Here is a 22650-nt window from a genome sequence, read left to right as displayed (position 1 = left end):
GTGGACGCCTACACCGCGCTGGACGCGGTCCTCGACCCGGAGCTCGACGAGCCCATCACCGACCTCGGCTTCGTCAAGTCGCTCACCGTGGACGGCACCCGCGTGACCGTCCACTTGCGACTGCCGACGTCGTTCTGCGCGCCGAACTTCGCCTACCTCATGGCGTCGGACGCGAAGGACGTGCTGACCGCGCTGCCGTGGACGTCGGAGGTCGTGGTGGAGCTCGACGACCACCACGACTCGGACCTCATCAACCGCGGGCTCGCGGCTGACGCGGGCTACCGCGGCACGTTCGGTCACGAGGCCGACGAAGACCTCGAGGAGCTGCGGCTGACGTTCCGGCGCAAGGCGCACGAGGCGGCGATGGAACGCGCGCTGACGGTGCTCCTGCGGGCCGACGAGCACGTCGACCTGCACGGCGTGGTGATCGGCGACCTGCCGGACGTGCCCGCGTCGCACGCGCTGCTGCGGCGTCGCGAGGCGCTCGGGTTGCCGTCCGACGCGTCGGCGCCGGTGCTGGTCGACCACGACGGAACTCCCTTCCCCCGCGAGGAAATCCCCCTGCGGCTGCGGTTCGCGCGCTCGGTCCGGATCTCCATCGAGGGCAACTCCCACTTCTGCCGCGGGCTGCTGCACACCCGTTATCCCGAATCCACAGTGGAGGCTTCATGAAGGCGGTCCAGGTCGTCGGCTACCACGAGCCGTTGCGGCTCACCGAGGTGCCCGAACCGGAGGCGAGCGGCCCGTTCGACGTGGTCGTGCGGATCGGCGGCGCCGGCGTCTGCCGCACCGACCTGCACATCCTCGAAGGGCAGTGGCAGGAGAAGTCCGGCGTCGCGCTGCCCTACACGATCGGGCACGAGAACGCGGGCTGGGTGCACGCGGTGGGCAGCGCGGTCACGAACGTCGCCGAGGGCGACAAGGTGATCGTGCACCCGCTGATCACGTGCGGGCTCTGCCGGGCCTGCCGCTTCGGCGACGACGTCCACTGCACGCAGTCGCAGTTCCCAGGCATCGACACCGCGGGCGGCTACGCGGAGTACCTCAAGACATCCGCGCGCAGCGTCGTGAAGATCGACGACTCGCTGGAGCCGGCGGATGTCGCGGCATTGGCCGACGCCGGGCTGACGGCCTACCACGCGGCGGCGAAGGCGGCACGGCGCCTGCGTCCGGGCGACCGGTGCGTCGTCATCGGCGCGGGCGGGCTCGGGCACATCGGCATCCAGGTGCTCAAGGCCATCTCGGCGGCCGAGCTGATCGTGGTCGACCGCAACCCGGACGCGGTGAAGCTGGCGGTGTCGATCGGCGCGGACCACGGCGTCGTCGGCGACGGCTCGCAGGTTTCGCAGGTCCTCGACCTGACCGGCGGCGACGGCGCCGAGACGGTGATCGACTTCGTCGGCGAGGGTGGCGCGACGGCCGACGGGATCGCGATGCTGCGGCGGGCGGGCGACTACCACGTGGTCGGCTACGGCGAGAACATCGACGTCCCGACGATCGACATCATCTCGACGGAGATCAACCTCATCGGCAACCTGGTGGGGTCGTACAACGACCTGTGCGAGCTGATGGTGCTGGCGGCGCAGGGCCGCGTGAAGCTCCACACGGCGCGCTACTCGCTGGAGGACTTCCAGGACGCACTGGACGACCTCGACGCGGGCCGCATCCGCGGCCGCGCGATCCTGGTGCCGTAACGGCCGTGCGCCGAGGGGCATCACGCGTGATCAGCCAGGCATCACGCGTGACTGGGCGGGCATCATGCGTGACTGGGCGGGCATCACCGCGATGCCCCGCCCATCACGGGTGATGCCCCCGCAATCACGGGTGATGCCCCTCCAGTCACGCGTGATGCCTCTCCAGTCACACGTGATGCCCCTCCAATCACGGGTGATGCCCGCCGGGTCACTGGCTCGGCGGGGCCGCCGGGGCCTGGTGCACGGAAAGATCCGGACCGGCGGCGGAGTCCGGGGCCCAGGCTCCGGAGTCCGCCGTCCACGTCTGGCCGGCGAAGCTCACCTTGTCCACCCCCAGGGCTTCCGCGCGGCCGACCAGCCAGCTCGCGTACGTCCACCCCTGGGCCGCCGGGTGGGCTCCGCTCAACCGCGCCGTGCCCAGCTCGTCGGTGGCCGCCGAAGCCAGGTCGCCGGGCGCGGCCAACGTCAGGTTGCGGCAGGTCAGCGCGGCCGGGAACTGGCCGTTGAAGGCCGCCGCCATCGCGCGGGACTGCGGCTCCCACTGCGCGTACGCGTCCGGGACTCCGGAACGCTGGATCTCCTGGGCCGCCTCGGTGATCGGCAGCGTCTCCCAGCCCGGCAGCTTCTCGAGCTTCTCGTAGAACGCCGTCGCCGCGTAGACCGGGTCGCGCAGCTGGGCCACTGTGCCCCAGCCCTGGCTCGGCCGCTGCTGGAACAGCCCGACCGAGTCGCGGTCACCGCCTTCGAGGTTGCGCAGCTTCGACTCCTGCAACGCCGTGGCCAGCGCGACCGTCGCCGCGTGCGGCGGCAGCCCGAGCTTGGTCCCGACGGCCGAGATCCGCGCGGCGTTGTCCATCTGCTCCGGGGTGAACGTGTACCCGTCCTGCTGCCCGGGCACCGCCACCGTGCAGCCCGGCGTCTTGACCGGGCTGCGCGCCAGCACCGCCACCACGACGACCCCCGCGGTCAGCACCACGACCGCACCCAAGAAGAGGGCCACCTTCAGGCCACACCCGCGCACCCTGCCTCGCCTTCACCCGTTCGCCCCAGTCTGTCAAAGGCAGGACGCGGCGCACCGGGCGGAGGTTCAGTCGGAAGCGCCGAGGAAGATCGGGTTCGACATCGCGACCATCGCGTTCGGCTGGCTGGTGTTCGGGCCCCCGGACGGGCGACGCACCTCGACGCGGACCCACCGGGAGTACCGCGGGTAGGTCGTCCACGTCACCGTGGCCGCTCCCGAGTCGCCGACGGTCTCGGTGTGCTCCGGCCCCAGCTGGTCGAGGAACGTCACCGTCGTCCCCGGCACGCCGCCGACCACCGCGCTCACCGTCACCGGCGTCCCGGTGCCCGCGGGCAGCCGTGAGCCGATCCCCACCGTGCGACCGCCGCCGGACACCGTGAAGTCCAGCTGGACCGCCGACGACTCCGCCAGCCACGACCGGCCCGCCTTCAACCCGGCCAGGAGCTCCTTGCGGCGCAACCGGTCGGCGAGGACCACGGTGTGCGGGAGCGCGACGCGCTGGTCCGGGTTGTGCGCGTCGGAGTCGCCGATGGCCGGGATGAACCGGCCGCCGCGCAGCAGGCCGTCCCAGTGGATGACGCTCGCCTCGTCGTCCTGGGTCCACGGCCCGTTCCACACCTCGACGAGGTCGGCGATCTCGTACGCGAACTCGTAGGTGCAGCCGAAGCAGTTGGCGAACGGGTGCGCCGCGGTGACCAGCCCGCCCGCGCGGTGCACCTGGTCGGTGAAGCGGCGGAAGTCCGCCGCGTCGGCCGCCCGGTAGCGCCAGTCGATCCACGTGCCGGCCGGCAGGCCGATCGCGGGCCAGTGCCCGGACCGCGTCGTCACCTCTTCGCCGTTGAGGATCAGCAGGTCGTCGGTGGCGTACTGGCCCCACACCAGCTGCGAGCTGGACGTGTTGTGGTCGGTGGACACGATGAAGTCCAGCCCGGCGGCGCGGGCGTCGGCGACCAGCTGGTCCGGGGTGCGGCGGCCGTCGGAGTGGACGGTGTGCAGGTGGCCGTCGCCGCGGTACCAGGCGCGGCCGCGCTCGCGGGCCGGCGCGGACTCCGGCGCCGGATCCGGCTTGAACGGCGCGGCGTCCGGCCCGAAGGTGAGCGTGATGTCCACTTTGTAGTTCAAGCCCTGCGGCGCGACGGTGTACGGCCCGAGGATGACGTGCCAGCGGCCGGGCCGGATCGGGCCGGCGAGGTAGCCCGGCGTCGCTTCGGACGCGCTGATCGAGAACCGGTCGCGGAAGCCGCCGGACCAGCCGCGGAAGCCACGGGCGTTGCCCAGTTCGTGGCCTTCCGGGCCGAACATGCCGATGTCGCAGGCGTTCCCGCGGGTGCCGGCGGGCACCGACGGCTTGTCGTAGGAGTAGACGACGTCGATCTGCCGCACCCCGCGCGGGACGTCGACCGGCAGGTAGTACCAGTCCGGGACGTCCGGTTTCAGGGTGCCGGTGACGGTCCGGGTCTGGCTGCCGGTGCCGCCGGGCTGGTCGGCGAACGCGACGCCGGGCAGCATCCCCATGGCCGCCCCGGCCGCCGCCACACCACTCGCACGCAGCAGCGCGCGCCGGCTGAAGTCCCCAGAACTCATGCGTACCTCCGCATCGAAAGACGCCCCGACGCTAGGCCGTGAACGAGAACGCCGGCGAGAACCCGCGGTGAACTTACGGCGTCAGGACCTGGCGCGCCGCGAAAGGATCTTGGCCAGCGCGACGACCGTGACGGCGGCGGCGAGCCCCAACCGGGTGCGATCGACGGCGGGCACCCAGGCCACCGCGCCCTCGCGGACGACGAAGGCACCGGCGGGCCGGGCGAACACCCCGAACCCGGCACCTTCGCGGACGGGCAGCGGGGCCGTGTCGCCGGCGCCCCCGCCGCCACCGCCGAAGACCGCCGCGGCCGGGATCACGATCGTCCCGTCGCGCTCGACCGGATCGCCGTAGACGAGCTTCGCGGTGAACAGGTCCCGCGCGGTCGATGCCAGCTGCCCCAGTTGCATCCCGCCATCATGGCCGACTTTTCCCGCGGATCGGGTGTGAACCGGTTGTATCCGGGGCATTAACGCGTGACACCTGTCCTGCACGGGGAGTGCACGATCCGAGGGGAGACCGCGATGACCTTCGACTTCGTCGGCCGGTGGCTGGGCAGGCACCGTGACCGGCCCGGGATCACGGTGGACCTCGCCTGCGGCGGCCGGGTGACCCTGCGCGAGATCGACGGGCGGCCGGTGCTGGCGATCACGACGGCCCCGGGCCCGGACGGCCGGTGCAGCGTCGCCGCCGTGCCGCTGTCGGAGGCGGAGCGGCGGGAGCTGGGCCAGGTGCTGGAGTCGGACGTCCTCCTCGCCTCCTAACCCACCCCTTATCTCCGCGCCACCGGATGTTTCCCTACTGGTTCGCGCCGTAAGCTGCGCACCGTGCTTTGTGGCAGTCCTCGCGAGAAAAGCGTCCGTGGCAGTGTGGCCCCGGTCGCTTTTTGTGGGGTTCCCACAACGCAACCGCCTTGGCATGCGCCATCGCGGACATTGGTCTACCCGGCGGTAATCCAGCAGGGTGTAGACAGGTGCAGGCGACGCCCCAGGACAGGTGCGTCGCCTTCTGTGCGTGGGTACTTGGGAGGCTCAGCCGGTGTTCAATCGTGTCGCCATCGTCAACCGCGGAGAGGCCGCGATGCGGCTCATCCACGCCGTCCGGGATCTGTCGGCGGAAACCGGTACGAAGATCGAGACGGTCGCCCTCTACACCGATGCGGACCGCACCGCCACCTTCGTCCGTGAGGCCGATCTGGCCTACGACCTCGGTCCGGCATCGGCCCGCCCGTACCTCGACCTGGCCAAGCTCGAACAGGCCCTCGTCGAGACGAAGGCCGACGCCGCGTGGGTCGGCTGGGGCTTCGTCGCCGAGGACCCGGCCTTCGCCGAGCTGTGCGAGAAGGTCGGCATCACCTTCGTCGGGCCGAGCGCCGACGCGATGCGCAAGCTCGGCGACAAGATCGGCGCGAAGCTGATCGCCGAGGAGGTCGGCGTCCCGGTCGCGCCGTGGAGCCGCGGCGAGGTCGCCACGCTCGAAGACGCGCTGAAGGCCGGCGACCGGATCGGCTACCCGCTGATGCTCAAGGCCACCGCGGGCGGCGGCGGGCGCGGCATCCGCATGGTCGCCTCCGGCGAAGACCTCGCCGACGCCTACGAGCGCACCAGCCAGGAAGCCCTGCGCGCGTTCGGTTCCGGCGTCGTGTTCCTCGAGCGCCTGGTCACCGGCGCCCGGCACGTCGAGGTCCAGGTGATCTCCGACGGCGCGACGGCGTGGGCGCTCGGCGTCCGCGACTGCTCGGTGCAGCGGCGCAACCAGAAGATCATCGAGGAGTCGGCCTCCCCCGTCCTCGCCCCGGCGCAGACCGCCGAGCTGAAGACGTCGGCCGAGCGCCTCGCGGTCGCCGTCGGCTATCGCGGCGCGTGCACCGTCGAGTTCCTCTACCACCCCGGCGAGAAGCTGTTCGCCTTCCTGGAGGTCAACACCCGCCTGCAGGTCGAGCACCCGATCACCGAGATCACCACCGGCACCGACCTGGTCAAGCTGCAGCTGCACGTCGCCGGCGGCGGCAAGCTCGAAGGCGACCAGCCCGCCGAGCTCGGCCACGCCGTCGAAGCCCGGCTCAACGCCGAGGACCCCGACCGCGACTTCGCCCCCTCCCCCGGCCGCATCGCGCGCCTGGCGCTGCCCGCCGGGCCCGGCATCCGCGTCGACACCGGCGTCAGCGAGGGCGACACCATCCCCGCCGACTTCGACTCGATGATCGCCAAGATCATCGCCTACGGCCGCGACCGCGACGAGGCGCTCGGCCGCCTGCGCCGCGCGATGGCCGAGACCACCGTCATCATCGAGGGCGGCGCGACCAACAAGAGCTTCGTGCTCGAGCTGCTCGACCAGCCCGAGGTGATCGACGCGAGCGCCGACACCGGCTGGATCGACCGCGTCCGCGCCGAAGGCCGCCTGGTCACCCACCGGCATTCCGCCGTCGCGCTCGCCGCGGCCGCCATCGAGGCCTACGAGGACGAGGAAGAGGTCTCCGTCCAGCGGCTGCTCGCCACCGCGCACGGCGGCCGCCCGCAGGTCCAGCACGAGACCGGCCGCCCGCTCGACCTCAAGCTCCGCGGCGTCGGCTACCGCGTCGCCGTCGCGCGCATCGGCCAGAAGCGCTTCCGCGTCGGCATCTCCGCCGGGACGTCTGACGTGCACCACGCCGACGTCGAGATCGACCGCTTCGACGCCCACAGCGGCCAGATCCGCGTCAACGGACAGCGGTTCCGCCTGGTCGCGGCCACGCACGGCCCGATCCACCTCGTCGAGGTCGACGGCGTCACCCACCGCGTCAGCCGCGACGAAGGCGGCGTCGTCCGCTCCCCCGCGCCCGCGCTGGTGGTCGCGACGCCGCTGTCCGTCGGCGACGAGGTCGAGGCGAACGCGCCGATCCTCGTGCTGGAGAGCATGAAGATGGAGACGGTGCTGCGCGCGCCGTTCCGCGCCCGCGTCCGCGAGTGCCCGGTGTCGGTCGGCAGCCAGGTCGAGACCGGTGCCCCGCTGATGCGCCTGGAGCCGCTGGCCGACGGCGCCGAGGACGAGGTCGCCGAGGAGGCCGAGACCGTCGAGATCGACCTGCCGGCCGAGGCGGCGGACGTCTCCGCGGCCGACCGCGTCGAGCTCGGCCTGCAGGACCTGCGCAGCCTGCTGCTCGGGTTCGACGTCGACCCGTCGGAGCGCAAGCGCGTCCTGGCGGCCTACGTCGCCGCGCGGGCCGAGCTGGGCGGCCGGCCGGTCGAAGGCGAGCTGGAGCTGCTCACCGTCTTCGCCGACCTGTCCGAGCTGAGCCGCAACACCCCGGGCGGCGAGCTCGACACCGTGCCCAACGGCGCGGTGCACAGCCCGCGCGAGTTCTTCCACAGCTACCTGCAGAGCCTCGACGTCGAGCGCGCGGGCGTCACCGAAGGCTTCCAGGCCAAGCTGACCAAGGTCCTCGCCCACTACGGCGTCGCCGACCTGGAGCGCACGCCGGAGCTGGAGTCCGCGGTCTTCCGGATCTTCCTGGCGCAGCAACGGACTTCGGCCGACGTCGCCGTCGTCTCGGAGCTGCTGCGGCTGTGGCTGGCCGGGGCCCAGCCGGCGGAGTCGCTGAGCGACCGCGCCGGGCTGACCCTGGAGCACCTCGTCGAAGCCACGCAGGTGCGCTTCCCCGCGGTGTCCGACCTGGCCCGCGGCGTGGTGTTCCGCTGGTTCGCCCAGCCGCTGCTGCGCCGCCACCGCGCCGAGGTCTACGCCGCCGTCCGCACCGAGCTGCGCTACCTCGACCAGCACCCGGACGCCGCCGACCGCGCCGAGCGGATCCAGGCCATGATCACCGGCTCGCAGCCGCTCGTCCGGCTGATCGGGCAGCGGATCGGCCGGCCCGGCCGCGACCACGCGCCGCTGCTGGAAGTGCTGACCCGCCGCTACTACGGCAACCGCAGGCTGGCGGGTGTCGCCGTGCGCGACGTCGCCGGCTGCCGGCTGCTGACCGCCGAGCTGAACACCCCGGACGGCGTGCTGCCGCTGGTCACCACCGCCGTCGACCTCACCGCCCTGCCCGACGCCGTCCGCGCGATCGGCGAGGTGGCCACCGAAGGCGTCGTCGCCGACGTCTACCTGCGCTGGGAGGACCAGCCGGACGTCGACGCGACCGCGGAACGGCTCGGCGCGCTGCTGGCCGAGCACCCGCTGCCGGCGAGCGTGCAGCACGTCGTGCTGACCGTGGCCGGCACCGGCGGCGCGGTGATGCACCACCACTTCACGTTCCGGCGCGACGGCGCGGGCTTCACCGAAGACCGGCTGATCCGGGGGCTGCACCCGCAGATCGCGCAGCGCCTGCAGCTGCAGCGGCTGCACGAGTTCGACCTCACCCGGCTGCCGTCGGCGGACGAGGAGATCTACCTCTTCAAGGCCGTCGCCAAGAGCAACCCGGCCGACGAGCGGCTGATCGCGATGGGCCAGGTCCGCGACCTGACCCCGCTGCGCGAAGCCGACGGCCGCCTGGTCGCCCTGCCCGCGCTCGAGGATGCGGTCACCGCGTGTCTCGACGCGATCCGCAACATCCAGGCGCAGCGGCCGCAGAACAAGCGGTTCGACACCAACCGGATCATGATGTACGTCTGGCCGCAGACGGACCTGACCACCGACGAGCTGAACACGCTCGTCCAGCGCATCCTGCCGACGTCGGTGGGCGCCGGCCTGGAGGAGGTCCAGTTCCTGGCCCGCCGGCGCACCGACGCGGGCAAGCTGGCCGAACTGGCCGTCCGGATCACCTTCGACCCCGGTCACGGCGCGCGGCTGCACGTCGGGCCGGCCTCGACCGAGCCGGTCAAGCCCCTCGACGACTACCGCCTGAAGGTGCTGCGCGCGGCGCGGCGCGGCAACGTCTACCCGTACGAGCTGACCACGCTGCTCGCCGGGCCGGACGGCACGTTCACCGAGCACGACCTCGAAGGCGGCGCGCTGGTGCCGGTCAACCGGCCGAAGGGCGGGAACACCGCGGCGATCGTGGCGGGAGTCGTGACGACCCCGTCCGAGCGCCACCCCGAGGGCGTCACCCGCGTCGTGCTGCTCGGCGACCCGACGAAGTCCCTCGGCGCCCTGTCGGAGCCGGAGTGCTCGCGCGTCATCGCCGCGCTCGACCTGGCCGAGCGCCTGCAGGTGCCGCTGGAGTGGTTCGCGCTCTCGTCGGGGGCGCGGATCTCGATGTCCTCGGGCACCGAGAACATGGACTGGGTCGCCGCGGCGCTCAAGCGGATCGTCACGTTCACCCAGGACGGCGGCGAGATCAACATCGTGGTCAACGGGATCAACGTCGGCGCCCAGCCGTACTGGAACGCCGAAGCCACGATGCTCATGCACACCAAGGGCATCCTGGTGATGACGCCGGACTCGGCGATGGTGCTCACCGGCAAGCAGGCGCTCGACTTCTCGGGTGGCGTGTCGGCCGAGGACAACTTCGGCATCGGCGGCTACGACCGCGTCATGGGCCCCAACGGCCAGGCGCAGTACTGGGCGCCGAACCTGCCCGCCGCCCGCGAAGTGCTGATGTCGCACTACGACCACACCTACGTCGTCCCGGGCGAGGCCGGGCCGCGGAAGGTCGGCACGAACGACCCGGTCGACCGCGACGTCTCGCCGTTCCCGCACGCGATCGTCGACAGCGACTTCCGGACCGTCGGGGAGATCTTCTCGGCCGAGCACAACCCGGACCGCAAGAAGCCGTTCGACATCCGCACGGTGATGCGCGCGCTGTCGGACCAGGACCACCCGGTGCTGGAACGCTGGGCGGGCATGGCCGACGCCGACACGGCCGCGGTGCAGGACGTGCACATCGGCGGCCGGCCGGTCTGCCTGGTCGGCATCGAGTCGCGTTCGGTCCCCCGCCGCGGCTTCCCGCCCACCGACGGCCCGGACACCTACACCGCGGGCACGCTGTTCCCGCGGTCGTCGAAGAAGACGGCGCGGGCGATCAACGCGGCGTCGGGCAACCGGCCGCTGGTCGTGCTGGCGAACCTCTCCGGGTTCGACGGGTCGCCGGAGTCGCTGCGCAAGCTGCAGCTGGAGTACGGCGCGGAGATCGGCCGGGCGATCGTCAACTTCGAGGGCCCGATCGTGTTCACCGTGATCTCGCGGTACCACGGCGGCGCGTTCGTCGTGTTCTCCAAGGCGCTCAACCCGAACATGACGGTGCTGGCCCTGGAAGGCTCGTTCGCCTCGGTGCTGGGCGGCGCCCCGGCGGCGGCGGTCGTGTTCGCCGGCGAGGTGGCCAAGCGCACGGCCAACGACCCGCGGGTGACCGAGCTCCAGACCCAGGTCGCGGCGGCCGGCGCCGCCGAGCGGGCCGCGCTCAGCGCCAAGCTCGCGGAGACCCAGTCGTCGGTCCGCGCGGAGAAGGTCAGCGAGATCGCGGCGGAGTTCGACAAGGTGCACAGCATCCAGCGCGCCGTCGAGGTCGGCTCGGTGGACGCGATCATCAGCACGGCCGAGCTGCGGCCGCGGATCATCGAGGCCATCGAGCACGGTCTGAAGCAGTAGCGGCCCGGGGCCGGTCACCGAGGTGGCCGGCCCCGGCTCGTCACGGCACCAGGTAGCGGGTCAGCAGGCTCGCGCCGTCGGTCAGGACGGTGGCCAGCTCCAGCTCGAGCGGGTCGAACGCGCCGCCCACCGCGGCGCGGTCCGCCGTCCCGGCCACCAGGTAGGGCGCGACGGTCAGCCGGAACTCGTCGACCAGGCCCGCCTCGGCCAGCGACGCGAACAGCCTCGGCCCGCCTTCGCAGTCGATCCGCCGGTGGCCGCGCTCGGTGAGGGCGGCCACGGCGACGTCGAGCGCCACCGCGTCCTCGCCCGCGACGACCACGTCGGCTCCCGCGGCCGCCCAGGCGTCACGCAGGTCGACCGGGGCTCGCTCGCAGGTGAGGACGATCGTCGGCACCGCGGCCCGGGTGAGCACCGGCGCGTCCGGCGGCAGGCTGCTGCCGGTCGTCACGACGGCGATCGGCGGGATCGGCCGGAGTCCGTGCCTGCGGCGGCGGTCCGCGGTCTCCGGATCCGGGTGGACGCCGTCGAACTCCTCGATCACCGCGGTCCCCGCCCCGAGCAGGACGACGTCGGCCAGGTCGCTGCCCAGCTTGAAGACGACCCGGTCGGGCGCGGTGGACAGCGGCTGGGACCGCCCGCCCACGGTGATCGCGCCGTCGGTGCTCGACACGAAGTTGACGACCAGCCACTTCGCGACGTCGGGGAAGCGGTAGAGGGCTTCGAGGTCGTCCGGCCCGATCTCGCGGGTCTGCTCCGGCGGCCAGATCTGCCGGATCACAGCCACCGCACCGCGTTCTTGGGCGGGCGGGTGCCCACGATGCTCGCGATCATCTCGGTCACGTGCCGCGTCTCGCGGACCTGGTGCGCCCGGAACATCGCGGCGCCCTGCGCGGCCGCGTGCGCGGTGGCCGCGAGGGTGCCGGTGACCCGGTCGTCCATGCCGACGTCGAGCGTCTCGCCGACCACGCCCTTGTTGGACAGCGCCATCAGCACCGGCCAGCCGGTGGCGACCAGCTTGTCGACGTTCCGCAGGATCTCCAGGGACTGGTAGGTGTTCTTCGAGAAGTCGATGCAGGGGTCGATCATCACGCCCTCGCGGGGCACGCCTTTGGCGACCGCCCGTTCGGCGAGCTCGGCGGTGTCCTTGACGACCGCGGCGACGACGTCGTCGTACTGCGGTTTCACCGGGTCGGTGCGCGGGTCGAGGCCGTCGACGTGCGCGCAGATGTACCCGGCGCCGTGCTCCGCGGCGACGTCGAGGATCTCCGGCTCGTAGGCCGCCCAGTTGTCGTTGATCAGGTCCGCGCCGGCCCGGCACACCGCGTCGGCGACCTCGGCGCGGTAGGTGTCGACGCTGATCACGACGTCCGGGAAGTGCTCGTGGGCCCACGCCACGGTCGGCACCACGCGGGCGATCTCCTCCGCGACCGTGACCTCGGGCCCCGGGCTGGCCGGCACGCCGCCGATGTCGATCACCGCCGCGCCGTCCTCGATCGCCTGGCCGATGGCCGCCTGCGCGCGCTCCTCCAGGTACGTCACCCCGTTGTCGTAGAACGAGTCCGGGGTGCGGTTGACGATCGCCATCACCAGCGCGTGATCGCTGGTGAGGCGTTTGCCCCGGAAGACGAGTTCGTGGATCGGCAAGCGGCACCCCCGGTCGAAGAGCGGATCTGACCACTCCGAGCATAGTGAGCGCGGCGCCGTGGGGCGGGGTGCGACCGGTTTCGCGACTTTCGGGGGTATGGCGGGTTTGTCCCGGACCGACACACTGTGCGTGCCGGTCCGGTGACCGAGAGCCCCGGGCCGGGAACCCATCCGTGCGGCCGTGAGGAGATCCCCCGATGGCGTCAAGGTCCCTGTCCCGGCTCGCCATGGCGGCGACCGGGGTCGTGCTGTCCGCGCTGCTCGGCGGCACCGCGGCCGCGCAGCCCGCCGCCGACACCCCCGTGTTCTGGCGCGTCCCGGCGACCGCCGCCCAGGCGCACGCCCTCGAAAACGCCGGGTTCGACGTCGAGGAAGGGGACGCCGGAGCCGTGTACGTCGTCGGCGGCCAAGCCGTCGCCGCGCGGTTGCAGGGGCTGGGCTATCGGCCCACCTTCCACGACACCGTCTACAAGGAACTCCCGGCGCAGGCGAACTCCCTGGCCGCGGACACCTTCTACGGCGGGTACCGCACCGTCACCGCGCACGAGAACCACCTCACCGCGGTCGCCGCCGCGCACCCCGACCTGGCCACGAAGTACACGATCGGCCAGTCGTGGAAGAAGACCAAGGGCCAGGGCGGCCACGACATCCAGGCCATCTGCCTCACCAAGAAGCAGACCGGCGACTGCACGCTCTCGACGTCGTCACCGAAGCCGAAGTTCTTCATCATGGCCCAGATCCACGCGCGCGAGCTCTCGACCGGCGAGCTGGCCTGGCGCTGGATCGACTACCTCGCCGACGGCTACGCCACCGACGCCACCGCGAAGTCCATTTTGGACACCACCGAGGTGTGGGTGGTGCCGATCTCGAACCCGGACGGCGTCGACATCGTCGCCTCGGGCGGCAACTCGCCGAAGCTGCAGCGCAAGAACGCGGACAACAGCCGCGGCAGCTGCACCGGCACGAACATCGGCATCGACCTCAACCGCAACTCGACGTTCAAGTGGGGCGGCGACTCCAATTCGGCGTGCTCGGAGACCTACCAAGGCGTGAGCGCCGGGTCCGAGCCCGAGACGCAGGCGCTGGAGAAGCTGGCCCGCGCGATCTTCCCGGACCAGCGCGGCACCGGGAACAACGACCCGGCGCCGGCGACGGCCAAGGGCACGATGATCACGTTGCACAGCTACGGCAACGACATCATCATCCCGTGGGGCTTCACCCAGGCCACCTCGCCGAACGACGCGCAGTACCGCAAGCTCGGCGCGAAGTACGCGGCGTCGAACGGCTACCTCGTCGGCACCAACGAAGAAACGGTCGGCTACGACACGAGCGGCACCACCGACGACTTCACCTACGGTGAGCTCGGCGTCGCCAGCGTGACGTTCGAGGTCGGCGGTTCGAGCGGCACATGCGGCGGTTTCCTGCCCCGCTACACCTGCGTCGACAGCACGTTCTGGCCGAAGAACAAGGGCGCGTTCATCACCGCCGCCAAGGCCGCGGCGGCACCGTACCAGCAGTGAGTCACGGCCGGCAGGCGTAGATGCAGTTCTGCGGACGCGGGGAGTCGAGCACGTCGACGTGCCGGAACCCCGCGTCCGCGAGCATTTCCCGGGCGGTTTCGGTGCCCCACATCGCACCGAGCGCGGCGCCGCCCTCGGCCAGCGACGTCGTCGTGCAGTACATGAGGCTGATCGAGTAGCAGAGCGCGGCCAGCGGGTTGCCCACGTTCTTCGCCACGTCGCTGGAGAAGTTCGTGTCCACCATGAAGAACAGGCCGTCATCGGGCAGCGCGCCCCGGATCCGGCGCAGGACGACGTCCGGCCGGTCCTGGTCGTGGACGGCGTCGAAGGCGGTGATGACGTCGAACTCCCCGGCCAGCTCGGCGGCATCCCCGACGGCGAACTCGGCGTTCGGCAGCCCCTTGGCAGTCTCCCGCGCCTGCTCGACGACGTTCGCGTTGATGTCGAGCCCGGTGAACGTCGAGGCGGGGAAAGCCCGGGCGGCGACGGCGACGGCGTTCCCGGTGCCACAGCCGAGGTCGAGCACACGCGCGCCGGCGGTCAGTCTTTGTTTCAGCCCCGGGACCGCGCCGAAGAAGCCGTCGACGAGGTGTTCGCGGTAGACGTGCTTCCAGCTGTCGCCGGTTTTGGCGCCGAGGGTTTCGAGGTAGGGCCCGTACGCCGACCGCGGGACGCCGCCGCCTTCGGCGAAGCTGCGTTCGAGGTCGGGCAGGATGCCGGTGAAGGCGCTGAGCGTCAGCAGCGACGGCATGAGGTTCGCGGACGTCTCGCCGAGCAGGAACTTCGCGTGCTCGGGCGGGAGGGTGTAAGCGCCCGCATCGAGGGTGAAGATGCCCCCGGTGACCATGGCCCCGAGCCATTCCCGGACATACCGTTCACGCAGCCCGGCCCGGTCGGCGAGTTCACTGCTGGTGGCGGGCCCCTCGGCCGCGGCTTCGAAGAGCCCGGTGCGATGGCCGACGCCGATGAGCATGGTGAGCGCACTGCCGGTCATGGTCGCGGTGAGGTGCGCCGCAAAGTCCTTTTCCTCCATGCGGCCCGAGCTTACCCCGTGGGGCGGACCGTCCGAAGTGGACGGTCTCGCCGGCAGCCGACGCGAGGCGGCGGGCGAGGCGGGCCATGCCGGGGCCGGGCGGGCGATGCCGGCGCGGGGCCTGGCCGGGCGTCGGGGGTGGGGCGGCATTCCGCGCCGCGGGTGGCTGTCGCCCCGCGCCGGCGCCGCGAATGGCTCACTCGCGGCGCCGGCGTGGGTCAGTCCTCGTCTTCCAGGCCGGCGTCCGCGAGCACCGCGTAGACCCTGCGGCGGGCGTCGGCGAGGATCTTCTTCACCTCGGCCACCTGGGCTTCGGTACCGCTGTAGCCGACCTGGGCTGCGGCGCCGGACAGCTCGCCGAGCGCGTGCCAAAGCGCCGCGAAACGGTCGGCGCCCGGCTCGTCCTCAGGGGTGCCGTCGTCCCAGAGGGCGGCGAACTCGGCCTCCCGCCCGGCGACGTGCTCCCGACCCGCGTCGGTGAGCTCGGCAACGCGGCGGCCGCCCGTCTCGGCCGTGCGGACCAGGCCTTCGTCCTCGAGCTGCTGCAGGATCGGGTAGACCGAGCCGGGGCTGGGCCGCCACCGCTCGTTCGTGCGGCGCCGGATCTCCTGCATCAGCTGGTAGCCGTGCATGGGCTCTTCGGCGAGCAGCGCCAGCACGGCCGGCCGCACCGGCCGCGCCTGCGCCCGCCCGCGGAACTCCCGCACGCGCTGGAACGGCCCGGCCCCGCCGCCCCAGCCACCCGGCCCGCCGAAGGAACCGGGGCCACCGGGGAAGCCCGGGCCACCGGGGAAGCCGGGAAAACCGGGCCCGCCCGGCGCACCGGGCGGCTGAGGTGGGTGCGGCGGGTGGGGCGGGAACCCGCCACGCGCCAGCTCGGGCCCGGCGTCCCAGTCCTCGTGGCCGGGGTGATCGCCTGGCTCGTGGCTCGAGTGGCCGCCGAAGCCGCCCGGAAAACCGTGGCCAGGGTGCCCGAAGCCGCCGTGTCCGAGTGGCCCGGGGTGCCCCGGACCGCCGTGACCACCACCCGGGCCCTCCCCGTAGCCGGAGTACCCCGGGTGGCCCGGACCACCGTGACCACCCAGGCCGTCCCCGTGCCCGGAGTGCCCCGGCAGACCGTCCCCCGGACCGCCGTGACCACCCGAGTCTTCCCCGTGGTCGGGATGGCCAAGCCCCTCCCCCCGGCCCGGACGACCGAGCCCCGGCTGCCCGAAACCACCGTGGACGTGGTGGGCACCGAACCCGAAACCGCCGAACATGCGTCCCGCTCCCGCGCTCATCTCCATGACCGTCTCCTCCACTCGTCGTATCGCCGACACTATGACGATATATCGCCGTCCGATCGACGGCAACCCGCGGCAGCGAACCGAGGAAGCCTCAAGCCGTCCCGGACTTGACCGCCAGCGTCAGCAGCTCCGCCGCCGGGCCCGACAACCGGCGCCCCGCCGGCCACACCGCCCGCAGCACCCGGCCGAGCTCGATGCCGGCCACCGCGACCGGGACCAGCCGGCGGCCCGCCACCTCGCGCACCACGTCCAGCTCGCTGATCACCGCCGGCCCCGCGCCGGCGATCACCGCGTTGCGCACCGCCGACGCCGATCCCAGCTCCAGCAACGGTTTCACCACCGACGCCCCGGCCCGGCGCAACGCCGCCTCGACCGTCTCGCGCGTCCCCGACCCCGGCTCCCGCACCACCAGCGGCGTCGCCGCCAGCTCGGCCGCCGTCAGCGGACGACGGCGGCGGGCCCACGGGTGCCCGGCCGGGACCACCACGACGAGCCGGTCCGTCGCGACCCGCCGGGTGGACAGGCCCGGCCACGGCCCCGGCGACTCGACGAACCCGAGGTCCACCCGGCCGCCCTTGACCAGGTCGGCCACGTGCTCGGAGTTCACCACCTCGAGCCCGACGTAGGTGTCCGGCCCGGTCCGCTTCACCTCGCCGATCCACGCGGGCACGAAGTGCTCGGCCAGCGTCATGCTCGCCGCGACCCGCAGTTTCGCGCCGCGCTGGGTCCGCAGCGCCTCCGCGCCCGTGCGCAGTCCGTCCACTTCGGCCAGCACGCGGTGCGCCCAGCCCGCGATCACCCGGCCGTCCGGGGTCAGCGCCGAGCCGCGCCGGGTCCGGTCCACGAGGGACAGTCCCACTTGTCTCTCCAAAGTGGACAAGCGCTTGCTCGCCGACGGCTGGGCGATGCCGAGTGCCCCGGCCGCCTGGCCGATGCTGCCGAGGTCGTCGACGAGCACCAGCAGGCGCAGTGAGTCCAGATCCGGTCCGGTCATAGCCCCAGTCTATGACCTCCTCGCGAACCGGCGGCTACCCGAACGTCCCGGCAGGAGCGACGCTGGACGCATGGCACTGACGGCAGCGAAAACCTCCGGCCTCGCGATCACCGGGGTCGGCGTCGCCGCGGCGTACGCGCTGAGCTCGGTGTGGCCGGTGGCGGGCGCGCTGACCGTCGCCGTCGTGCTGGGCATCGCCATCGGAAGCACCCCACTGCTCACCGAAGAACACCGGAAAGCCGTCGCCCGGATCACGAAACGCCTGCTGCGCGCCGGTGTCGTCCTGCTCGGCCTGCAGCTCGCCATCCCGACCGTCCTCGCCCTCGGCCCCGGCACGCTCGCCGCGGTGGTGCTGACGGTCGCCGTCACCTTCCTCGGCACGCTCGGCCTCGGCAAGCTCACCGGGGTGCCGCGTGGCCTCGCCCTGCTGGTCGCCACCGGCTTCTCCATCTGCGGCGCCTCGGCGATCGCTGCCATGGAGGGCGTGGTCGAGCGCGACGACGAAGACGTCGCGACGGCCGTCGCGCTCGTCACCTGCTACGGCAGCCTCGCCCTCGGTGTGCTCCCCCTGCTGGCCCACGCCCTCGGCCTGGACGCGACCAGGACCGGCACCTGGGCCGGGATCTCGGTGCACGAGGTCGCGCAGGTCGTCGCGGCGGCCGGGCCGGCGGGCGCCGCCGCGGTCGCGGTCGCGATCGTGGTCAAGCTGAGCCGGGTCGTCCTGCTGGCGCCGGTGGTCGCGATCGTCGGCGCCACCGAACGCACCCGCCGCGGCGGGCACGCGCCGCTCGTGCCGCTGTTCGTCCTCGGCTTCCTCGCGATGGTCGCGGTCCGCAGCACCGGGCTCGTCCCGGCGTTCGCGCTCGACGTCGCGAAGACCGCGTCGACGCTCCTGCTCGCCGGCGCGCTGTTCGGCCTCGGCTGCGCCGTCCGGCTCGGACCGCTGCTGCGCGGCGGCGGCCGGGCGCTGCTGCTGGGTCTCCTGTCCACGCTTCTCGTGCTGGCGACCGGGTTCGGCGCGCTGGCCGCGTTCACCTGACATTTCCCTCCCGGCAAGGTGTACGTCGTTATACGCCGGGTTGTACGGGTCTTGTACGGGCCGCGTCGACGCTACCGCCGAGACGTAGGACGTAGAACGAATCCGTAGGAGAACCCGTGAAGATCACCCGGATCGCCAGAGGCCTGCTGGCCGGGCTGCTGGGGTGCGCCGCCTTCGCCGTCCCGGCCGTCGTCGGCACCGCCACCGCGCACGCCGATGTCGCCAGCACGCTGGTGTTCAGCAAGAACACCGAGGGCCACGACTGCTACCGCATCCCCACCGTCGTCAAGGCCAACGACGGCGCGCTGCTCGCGTTCGCCGAGGGCCGCAACGGCGGCGCCACCGTCTGCAACGACCTCGGCGCCATCGACCTCGTCATGAAGCGCTCCACCGACGGCGGCAAGACCTGGAGCGCGCTGCAGACGGTCATCAAGGCGAACGGCGACACGAAGGGGAACCCGGCGCCGATCGTCATCCCGGGCAGCAACCGGGTCGTGCTGCTGTCGACCATGCAGTGCTACACCAACCCCGGCTGCGGCCGGGTCCCACGCGTGTCGATCAGCGAGGACAACGGGAAGACGTGGGGCGCGCCGAAGGTGCTGACCACGGAGCTGGGCTTCGCGTCCGCGCCGAGCTGGCTGGCCACCGGGCCGTCGCACGGGATCGTGCTGACCCGCGGCGCCCACCAGGGCCGGCTGGTCGCCGGCATGAGCTACTCGAACATCGGCGCGCTGGTCTACAGCGACGACAACGGCACCACCTGGCACCTCGGTGCCACCGACAAGCCGGCCGCGAGCACGATGAACCCGCAGGAGATCAGCGTCACCGAGCTCAACGACGGCCGGATCTACGCCGCCGCGCGCAACCAGGCGAACGACGGCGACAAGTGCCTGCTGGACGGCACGCACAACCGGGCCTTCGCGATCAGCTCGGACGGCGGCGCGACCTTCAGCTCGAAGTTCGCCTTCGCCACCGACCTCGTCGCCCCGACCGTGGAGGGGTCGACGGCCCGGATGAGCGCCACCGACGCCGGCGGCAAGTACAACCGGATCCTGTTCGCCGCACCGTCCACTTGCGACCGTCGCAAGGAGCTGCGGGTGCACTCGTCGTTCGACGAGGGCGCCAACTGGACGGGCACCGCGGGCAGCCTGCTCGTGTGGGGCCAGGACGCCGCGTACTCCGACATGGTGCAGCTGTCCCAGTCCTCGGCCGGTGTGCTGTTCGAGGCGGGACCGGAGTTCCACGCCAACGACACGATCCGCTACGCCACGATCACCGACACCGCGCTCGGCGCCCCCGCCTGCGGTGGCGGCTACAGCGTGATCGACTCGAAGCCGCTCGGCACGGCCGGCACGGTCTACCTGTCCTACAACGCGGCCAACGGCCAGAACTGCGTCGCGACGATGAAGAGCGCGGCCGCCGGGACGGCCACGGCGACCTCGGCCTACCTGGAGGTCAAGGGCTCGGCGCGGCAGACCGACTCCGGCTCGTTCTCCTGGTTCGCCGGCCCGGTCAAGGCGGGCGCGGCGGACAAGTGCGTGAAGTGGGGCGGCGCCACCGGCGGCGCGTCCTTCGACAGCGAGTTCGAGCACTGCGGCTGACCCCCGTGGGTGGGACCCGCCCCCTGGCCGGGTCCCACCCACCTCCCTCCCCCTCCGGCGGCGTGGCCGTCAGAAGCCCGTGCAACTGGCCACCGCGAACTCCCCGGTCGCGGTGGCCGTCTTGACCTCTTTGCCGTCCACGACGACCTTGCAGGTCACCGAGCCGCCGTCTTCGCCGGTGGTCACGGTGAACGCGCCGACGAACAAGCCGGTGGCTTCGACGGTCTTCGTCCACGGCACCGCCGCGCCGGTCTCGCTCTCGACCGAACCCGCCCGGTCGAAGGTGCTGTAGTCGACGTCGGCGGTCTTCGAGTCCCCGGTCACCGAGTAGGTGATGGTGTGGTGCTGGGTGGCCTGGTCGTTGACGTCGCTGATGGCCTTGCCGATCACCACCACCCACAGGATGCTCACCACCAGGCCGAGGATCGACACGAAGACGCCGGCGATCGAAAGCCCTTTGTTCGTGGCCTTCCCGGCACGCACCCGGGCGACGCCGACCGCGGAGAGGATCAACCCCAGCACCACCAGTGGCCAGGCGACCACGCCGACGAACGGGATCGGCGAGAACACCAGCCCGACCAGGCCGAGCACGAAACCCGCCGTGCCGAGGCCGTTGCGCGGCGGCGCGGCCTGCGGAGCCGGGTACTGCTGGATCGGGGTGTAGTCGGTCATCGGGGATTTCCTTTCGCCTTTGCTTGACGGCGAGCAGGAAACCAGCGCCGCGGCCGTCCGCGCGTCGTCCGCGGGCCTCGACCCCGTACGACGAAAGTCGTCACCGCCGTCCCCGCGAACCGGCGCAACGGCTGAGGCCGCCGCCCGTACTCTTTCCCCATGGGACGGTCCGTGCTGGGCGTGGTGTGCACCGTGCTCGCGGTCGCCGCGAGCCTGGTGAGCGGGATCGGGAACCTCGCGCTGGAGATCAGCGTGGCCGGCAGCGACGACCTCGACCCGACCGTGGGGGCGCTCCTGGGCTGGTTCCTCGGGGTCGGCGCGGCGATCCTGCTCGTCTGGCGGCACCAGTGGCCCCTGGTCGTCACCGGGATCGCGATCGTGCCCCCGCTCCTGCTGCGCGCGGATTCGCTGGCCGCGCTGATCGCCCTCGCCGCGCTCACGACGTACTTCACCGGCTGGTGGCGCTGGAGCGCGGCGACGCTCGTGTTCGCCGCGACCGGGCTGGCGGTGTGGCGCGACGTCGGCCGGGACGCGCAGCTGTCCCTCTCCGAAGCCTGGATCTCGACGGAAACGACCGGTGCGATGCTGACCGGCGTCATCCTCACCGCGGCCGTGTACACCGCGATCCCACTGACCGTGGGGATCGTCCGGCACAGCCGGGCCGAGGCACGGCGGCGGAGCGTGGAGCAGGCGGCCCTGCGCGACCAGGTGGCGCGCCGGGAGGAGCAGGCGCGGATCGCTCGCGAGATGCACGACGTCCTGGGGCACCGGTTGTCGCTGCTCTCGCTGCAGGCGGGCGCGCTGGAGGTCACCAGCGGCACCACCCCGGACGCGACGGAGGCGGCCAAGACCGTGCGGACCACCGCCCGGCAGTCGCTCGACGACCTGCGCCAGGTGATCGGCGTGCTGCGCGGCCCGGGGTTCGCCGACCGGCCGTCCGGCGGGCCCGCGGAGCCACCCCAGCCGACGCTGGCCGACATCCCCGGCCTGGTCACCGGCGCCCGGCAGGCCGGGCTCGCCGTCAACCTCACCGTCCTGCTCGACCAGGCGGCCACGGCACCGCCCCCGCTCGGCACGGCCGCCTACCGGATCCTCCAGGAGGCGCTCACCAACGTCCTGCGGCACGCGCCGGGAGCGCCCGCGGAGGTGTCGGTGCGCGGCGCCCCGGGTGCCGGGCTGCTGATCGAGGTCGTCAACGCGCTGCCGCCGCAGCCGGTCCCCTCGCCCGGTTCCGGCACCGGGCTCACGGGCGTCAACGAGCGGATCTCGCTGCTCGGCGGCACTCTCGCGGCGGCCCGGCCGACGAGCGGACGTTCGTGCTGCGGGCCTCGCTCCCGTGGGTGGTGGCCGCGCCCTAGGCTGGCCGGGTGAGCGTGCGCGTACTGCTCGTCGACGACGACCCGCTGGTCCGCACCGGGCTGTCCATGATCCTCGGCAGCACCCCCGACCTCGAAGTGGTGGCGCAGGCCGGTGACGGCGACGAAGCCGTCCAGCAGGTCGCCCGGCACGCTCCGGACGTCGTGATCATGGACATCCGGATGCGTCGGATGAACGGGCTCGCCGCGACGGCGGCGGTGCTCGCCCAGCCGCGGGCGCCGAAGGTGCTGATCCTGACGACGTTCGACCTCGACGAGTACGTCTTCGAGGCGCTCGCCGCCGGCGCGAGCGGGTTCCTGCTCAAGGAAGGCTCGCCGCAGGAGATCATCGAGGCCGTCCGGGTGGTGGCCAACGGCGACGCGATGCTGTCGCCGCGCACGACGAAGCAGCTGATCGGCCAGTTCGTGGCGGCGCGGGCCAACCCGCGGCGGACGCGGGCCCAGGCGAAGCTGGAGCTGCTCAGCAACCGCGAACGCGAGATCGTCACGGCCGTCGCCCAGGGCAAGCCGAACGCGGACATCGCGGCGGAGCTGTTCCTGAGCGAGGCGACGGTGAAGACGCACATCACCCGCAGTTTCGCGAAGCTCGACGTGAGCAACCGGGTCCAGTTGACGATCTTCGCCTACGAAGCGGAACTCGTCACACCCTGAACCGCACTGTTGCGCCCGGGGCCCCGC

Annotated in this window: 18 protein-coding genes; 9 read left to right on the top strand and 9 right to left on the bottom strand. The window is 72.4% G+C overall.

Annotated elements, in window-relative coordinates; translation table 11 throughout:
* Together QSK39_RS31620 and QSK39_RS31615 are read left to right on the top strand one after the other, a co-directional pair.
* Nucleotides 1-672: an iron-sulfur cluster assembly protein gene (locus QSK39_RS31620; protein WP_285481501.1), complete on the top strand. Its 672-nt coding sequence runs from the start codon at nucleotides 1-3 to the stop codon at nucleotides 670-672.
* Complete coding sequence (locus QSK39_RS31615) at nucleotides 669-1694, top strand: NAD(P)-dependent alcohol dehydrogenase (protein WP_285481500.1); 1026 nt, start codon at nucleotides 669-671, stop codon at nucleotides 1692-1694. Before QSK39_RS31620 ends, QSK39_RS31615 begins: the two co-directional genes overlap by 4 nt.
* A gap of 208 nt (nucleotides 1695-1902) precedes the next feature.
* Here the strand turns inward: QSK39_RS31615 and QSK39_RS31610 are convergent, their stop codons facing one another.
* The 3 genes from QSK39_RS31610 to QSK39_RS31600 form a co-directional block, all read right to left on the bottom strand.
* Nucleotides 1903-2694 (bottom strand): hypothetical protein, encoded by a 792-nt coding sequence (locus QSK39_RS31610; RefSeq protein ID WP_285481499.1) that lies wholly within the window; start codon nucleotides 2692-2694, stop codon nucleotides 1903-1905.
* A gap of 87 nt (nucleotides 2695-2781) precedes the next feature.
* Nucleotides 2782-4299 carry a CehA/McbA family metallohydrolase gene (locus QSK39_RS31605; RefSeq protein ID WP_285481498.1) on the bottom strand — a complete coding sequence of 506 codons (1518 nt, stop codon included), beginning with the start codon at nucleotides 4297-4299 and terminating at the stop codon, nucleotides 2782-2784.
* 81 nt (nucleotides 4300-4380) lie between these two features.
* The gene (locus tag QSK39_RS31600) at nucleotides 4381-4707 is read right to left on the bottom strand and encodes a hypothetical protein (RefSeq protein ID WP_285481497.1); all 327 of its coding nucleotides are present in this window, start codon (nucleotides 4705-4707) and stop codon (nucleotides 4381-4383) included.
* Nucleotides 4708-4821: 114 nt separating this feature from the next.
* Between QSK39_RS31600 and QSK39_RS31595 the strand changes: the two genes are divergently transcribed.
* A complete protein-coding gene (locus tag QSK39_RS31595; protein ID WP_284745664.1) occupies nucleotides 4822-5061 on the top strand; it encodes a hypothetical protein in 240 nt (79 codons plus the stop codon).
* 274 nt (nucleotides 5062-5335) lie between these two features.
* The gene (locus tag QSK39_RS31590; RefSeq protein ID WP_285481496.1) at nucleotides 5336-10804 is read left to right on the top strand and encodes an ATP-binding protein; all 5469 of its coding nucleotides are present in this window, start codon (nucleotides 5336-5338) and stop codon (nucleotides 10802-10804) included.
* A gap of 40 nt (nucleotides 10805-10844) precedes the next feature.
* Here QSK39_RS31590 and QSK39_RS31585 read toward each other — a convergent pair whose 3' ends face one another.
* Both QSK39_RS31585 and folP read right to left on the bottom strand, forming a co-directional pair.
* Complete coding sequence (locus QSK39_RS31585; protein ID WP_285481938.1) at nucleotides 10845-11585, bottom strand: dihydrofolate reductase family protein; 741 nt, start codon at nucleotides 11583-11585, stop codon at nucleotides 10845-10847.
* Nucleotides 11582-12445: a dihydropteroate synthase gene (gene folP, locus QSK39_RS31580; protein WP_285481937.1), complete on the bottom strand. Its 864-nt coding sequence runs from the start codon at nucleotides 12443-12445 to the stop codon at nucleotides 11582-11584. Before folP ends, QSK39_RS31585 begins: the two co-directional genes overlap by 4 nt.
* Nucleotides 12446-12648: 203 nt before the next feature.
* Here folP and QSK39_RS31575 point away from each other — a divergent pair, with 203 nt between their 5' ends.
* Nucleotides 12649-13971 carry a M14 family zinc carboxypeptidase gene (locus tag QSK39_RS31575; protein ID WP_285481495.1) on the top strand — a complete coding sequence of 441 codons (1323 nt, stop codon included), beginning with the start codon at nucleotides 12649-12651 and terminating at the stop codon, nucleotides 13969-13971.
* A gap of 1 nt (nucleotide 13972) precedes the next feature.
* On the opposite strand, the gene QSK39_RS31570 is transcribed toward QSK39_RS31575, so the two are convergent.
* The 3 genes from QSK39_RS31570 to QSK39_RS31560 form a co-directional block, all read right to left on the bottom strand.
* Nucleotides 13973-15004: a class I SAM-dependent methyltransferase gene (locus QSK39_RS31570; RefSeq protein WP_285481494.1), complete on the bottom strand. Its 1032-nt coding sequence runs from the start codon at nucleotides 15002-15004 to the stop codon at nucleotides 13973-13975.
* A 218-nt stretch (nucleotides 15005-15222) separates the two neighbouring features.
* Entirely contained in the window at nucleotides 15223-16290 is a 1068-nt protein-coding gene (locus QSK39_RS31565; RefSeq protein ID WP_285481493.1) for a PadR family transcriptional regulator, read from the bottom strand.
* 91 nt (nucleotides 16291-16381) lie between these two features.
* Nucleotides 16382-17284, bottom strand: coding sequence for a LysR family transcriptional regulator (locus QSK39_RS31560; RefSeq protein WP_285481492.1), 903 nt, complete (start codon nucleotides 17282-17284; stop codon nucleotides 16382-16384).
* Nucleotides 17285-17354: 70 nt separating this feature from the next.
* Between QSK39_RS31560 and QSK39_RS31555 the strand changes: the two genes are divergently transcribed.
* Together QSK39_RS31555 and QSK39_RS31550 are read left to right on the top strand one after the other, a co-directional pair.
* Nucleotides 17355-18323, top strand: coding sequence for a YeiH family protein (locus QSK39_RS31555; RefSeq protein ID WP_285481491.1), 969 nt, complete (start codon nucleotides 17355-17357; stop codon nucleotides 18321-18323).
* Nucleotides 18324-18439: 116 nt separating this feature from the next.
* Complete coding sequence (locus QSK39_RS31550) at nucleotides 18440-19924, top strand: sialidase family protein (RefSeq protein WP_285481490.1); 1485 nt, start codon at nucleotides 18440-18442, stop codon at nucleotides 19922-19924.
* A gap of 69 nt (nucleotides 19925-19993) precedes the next feature.
* On the opposite strand, the gene QSK39_RS31545 is transcribed toward QSK39_RS31550, so the two are convergent.
* Nucleotides 19994-20596: an MmpS family transport accessory protein gene (locus tag QSK39_RS31545; RefSeq protein WP_285481489.1), complete on the bottom strand. Its 603-nt coding sequence runs from the start codon at nucleotides 20594-20596 to the stop codon at nucleotides 19994-19996.
* Between the two features lie 159 nt (nucleotides 20597-20755).
* Between QSK39_RS31545 and QSK39_RS31540 the strand changes: the two genes are divergently transcribed.
* Nucleotides 20756-21967 (top strand): sensor histidine kinase, encoded by a 1212-nt coding sequence (locus tag QSK39_RS31540; RefSeq protein ID WP_285481488.1) that lies wholly within the window; start codon nucleotides 20756-20758, stop codon nucleotides 21965-21967.
* Complete coding sequence (locus tag QSK39_RS31535) at nucleotides 21964-22623, top strand: response regulator transcription factor (protein ID WP_285481487.1); 660 nt, start codon at nucleotides 21964-21966, stop codon at nucleotides 22621-22623. The genes QSK39_RS31540 and QSK39_RS31535 overlap by 4 nt, the downstream gene beginning before the upstream one ends.
* The last annotated feature ends 27 nt before the right edge of the window (nucleotides 22624-22650 follow it).

It is taken from the genome of Amycolatopsis sp. NBRC 101858 (genome assembly GCF_030269325.1).
Lineage (GTDB): Bacteria > Actinomycetota > Actinomycetes > Mycobacteriales > Pseudonocardiaceae > Amycolatopsis > Amycolatopsis ponsaeliensis.
This window is presented reverse-complemented; position numbering and strand designations above follow the sequence as displayed.

Excerpts from the sequence above, each read along its gene's own strand:
- QSK39_RS31555 (WP_285481491.1), top strand. The coding sequence starts at position 17,355 with ATGGCACTGACGGCAGCGAAAACCTCCGGCCTCGCGATCACCGGGGTC.
- QSK39_RS31545 (WP_285481489.1), bottom strand. The coding sequence starts at position 20,596 with ATGACCGACTACACCCCGATCCAGCAGTACCCGGCTCCGCAGGCCGCG.
- QSK39_RS31560 (WP_285481492.1), bottom strand. The coding sequence starts at position 17,284 with ATGACCGGACCGGATCTGGACTCACTGCGCCTGCTGGTGCTCGTCGAC.
- QSK39_RS31540 (WP_285481488.1), top strand. The coding sequence starts at position 20,756 with ATGGGACGGTCCGTGCTGGGCGTGGTGTGCACCGTGCTCGCGGTCGCC.
- QSK39_RS31570 (WP_285481494.1), bottom strand. The coding sequence starts at position 15,004 with ATGGAGGAAAAGGACTTTGCGGCGCACCTCACCGCGACCATGACCGGC.
- QSK39_RS31575 (WP_285481495.1), top strand. The coding sequence starts at position 12,649 with ATGGCGTCAAGGTCCCTGTCCCGGCTCGCCATGGCGGCGACCGGGGTC.
- QSK39_RS31595 (WP_284745664.1), top strand. The coding sequence starts at position 4,822 with ATGACCTTCGACTTCGTCGGCCGGTGGCTGGGCAGGCACCGTGACCGG.
- QSK39_RS31605 (WP_285481498.1), bottom strand. The coding sequence starts at position 4,299 with ATGAGTTCTGGGGACTTCAGCCGGCGCGCGCTGCTGCGTGCGAGTGGT.
- QSK39_RS31565 (WP_285481493.1), bottom strand. The coding sequence starts at position 16,290 with ATGGAGATGAGCGCGGGAGCGGGACGCATGTTCGGCGGTTTCGGGTTC.
- QSK39_RS31615 (WP_285481500.1), top strand. The coding sequence starts at position 669 with ATGAAGGCGGTCCAGGTCGTCGGCTACCACGAGCCGTTGCGGCTCACC.
- QSK39_RS31600 (WP_285481497.1), bottom strand. The coding sequence starts at position 4,707 with ATGCAACTGGGGCAGCTGGCATCGACCGCGCGGGACCTGTTCACCGCG.